General features: G+C 59.5%; 2 protein-coding genes. Both read left to right on the top strand.

Going from position 1 to position 2,474, the window contains the following annotated elements; all coding sequences use genetic code 11:
- Positions 1–1,773, top strand: a 1,773-nt coding sequence (locus PF446_RS01445; protein WP_298068979.1) for an EAL domain-containing protein, incomplete at its 5' end; no start/stop codon positions are given.
- A 198-nt stretch (positions 1,774–1,971) separates the two neighbouring features.
- Positions 1,972–2,474, top strand: a 503-nt coding sequence (gene rpoE, locus PF446_RS01440; RefSeq protein WP_298068977.1) for an RNA polymerase sigma factor RpoE, incomplete at its 3' end; no start/stop codon positions are given.

Below are 2,474 nucleotides of genomic sequence, written 5' to 3'. Positions count from 1 at the left end.
ACTGGCGAGGGCCGCATGGCCACCTCGGCACGCCTGCTCGCCGATCTTCTGCAACTGAATTATGTCGCGGTCTATTCGACGCATGTCGAGAACATGGAAGGGCCGCAACTGATCAATCGCGAGTTGCGCAAGAGCTTTACCGATGAGGTGCCCGACCCGTTGCAGGGCGGTACCCTGAAACTGGTGCTGGATGGCCGCCCGGTGCTGTTGCCGTCGATCACCCCGCAGCTCGCCGGCAGCGACGAATTCATCCATGCCATGGGTTTTGGCGCATTCGCCGGGTTGCCCCTGCTGGACGAGCGACGCAATCTGCTGGGCGCATTACTGATCGGGTCGGAGAAAACCTGGCGCGGACAGCCTTTGCTGGCCGAGACCTTGCGCGTTGCGGCGGCACGATTCGGTTTTGACCTGGAACTTCAGCGTGCGCGCGAGCAGGGACGGGCCAAGGGCCTTCAGGATAGTCTCACCGGACTGCCGAACCGCTTGCTGTTCAACGACCGCATGGAAACCACCTTGCGCGAGGCCCACCGTACCGGCGAGATGTTTGCGGTGCTATTCGTGGACCTGGACCGCTTCAAGAACATCAACGATTCGCTAGGTCATGCGGTCGGTGACAAGGTGCTGCATGCGGTGGCGCAGCGTCTGCGCAAGGCCGTGCGCGGTTCGGATACCGTTTCGCGTTATGCAGGCGATGAGTTCACGCTGATTCTGCGTCACATCACGCAGCGTGACGACGTCAAGCGCATCGCGGAAAAGATCGTCAACCTGATGGAGGTGCCGCTGTCGCTGGAGGGCAATTCTGAATTGCGTATCACGGCCTCGATTGGCGTGAGTTTCTACCCGGGTGACGCGATCACCACCGATGATCTGCTCAGATATGCCGATGTGGCGATGTACAACGCCAAGAGCATGGGGCGCAACAATTTCCAGATCTACCAGGCGGTTTCCGAGGACTCCAACCAGCAACGCATCGCGCTTGAAAACAATCTGCGCAAAGCCGAGCAGAACGGCGAGCTGCGCGTGTTCTACCAGCCACAAATCGACGCCAAGACCGAAGACATTGTCGGGATGGAAGCGCTGGTGCGCTGGGAGCATCCGGATCTGGGCATGATCAGCCCCGGCTTCTTCATCCCATTGGCCGAGGAATCCGGATTGATCGTGGGTATTGGCGAGTGGGTGTTACGCACGGCTTGCGTTGATGCGTATAACTGGCAGCAGCGCTACGGACTTCCACTGCGCATCGGGGTGAATCTGTCGGCAGTACAGTTGCGCCAGAAGAATCTTTCCGAGGTCGTTGCTGCTGCACTGCGCGACAGCGGATTGGATCCAGGCAGTCTGGAACTTGAAGTCACCGAGAGCATCAATGTCGATACGGTGTCCGATCTGATCGAGAACATGGAAGCGCTGCACCAGATCGGGTGCCAGATTTCGATCGACGATTTCGGGACCGGACACGCCTCGCTGGATTACCTGCGGCGACTGCCAGCCCGACGCATCAAGATCGACCAGAGTTTCGTGCGCAATATCGGGGTGGATCCGGACGACGAAGCGATCGTCAAGGCCACCATCGAGATGGCCCACAACCTCAATCGTGATGTGGTGGCCGAGGGTGTCGAGATCGAGCCGCATCTGCGTTTCCTGCGTGAACACGGGTGCGATGAGGTGCAGGGTTACCTGTTCTGTCGACCGCTGGCCTCCATGGCGTTCGACCGCATGCTGGCCGAACGCCAGCGCCTGTTTGGCCGTCAGGTCGGCAATGAAACTGCCGTCTGACAAGAAACGGCGGCCTGATTGTGGCGGTGGTTCTTGACGACCCTCGTTGCCGGCCCCATTGTCGTTGAAGAACTCAGCCCGGTTTTACCGGTCACAGTCCGTGAAGTACGCGCATCGGCGCTCATGCCGTTGCCGGGGACAACCTGGTACAAGTCGATCAGGGGATGACCTTCAAGCCCCAAAGGAGACAGGCCCGGCATGGGCGAGAACGAACTGGATCGCGCGCTGGTCAAGCGCGTTCAAAATGGCGAGAAAGGCGCGTTTGACCTGCTGGTGCGGAAGTATCAGCACAAAGTGATCGGCCTGATTTCCCGTTATGTTTCCGATCGCAGCGAATGCGAGGACATTGCCCAGGAAGCCTTCGTGCGCGCCTGGCGCGCGCTGGGCTCGTTCCGGGGTGACAGCCAGTTTTACACCTGGATGTACAAGATTGCGGTCAATACGGCCAAGAACCATCTGGTGGCCCGTGGTCGACGTCCACCCGCTGACGATGTGGCGATCGAGGATGCCGTTTATGGCCCCACGGCCGAACGCCTCTATGACAATGCCACGCCCGAAAGGGAAATGATGCGTGAAGAGGTGGAACAAACGGTGTTTTCCACTGTCCAAGAATTGCCGGACGAACTGCGCACGGCCATCACCCTGAGGGAGGTGGACGGTCTCAGTTACGAGGAAATCGCCACGGCCATGGATTGTCCGAT

The sequence above is a fragment of the Oleiagrimonas sp. genome, assembly GCF_027858935.1.
Classification (GTDB): domain Bacteria; phylum Pseudomonadota; class Gammaproteobacteria; order Xanthomonadales; family Rhodanobacteraceae; genus Oleiagrimonas.
This window is presented reverse-complemented; position numbering and strand designations above follow the sequence as displayed.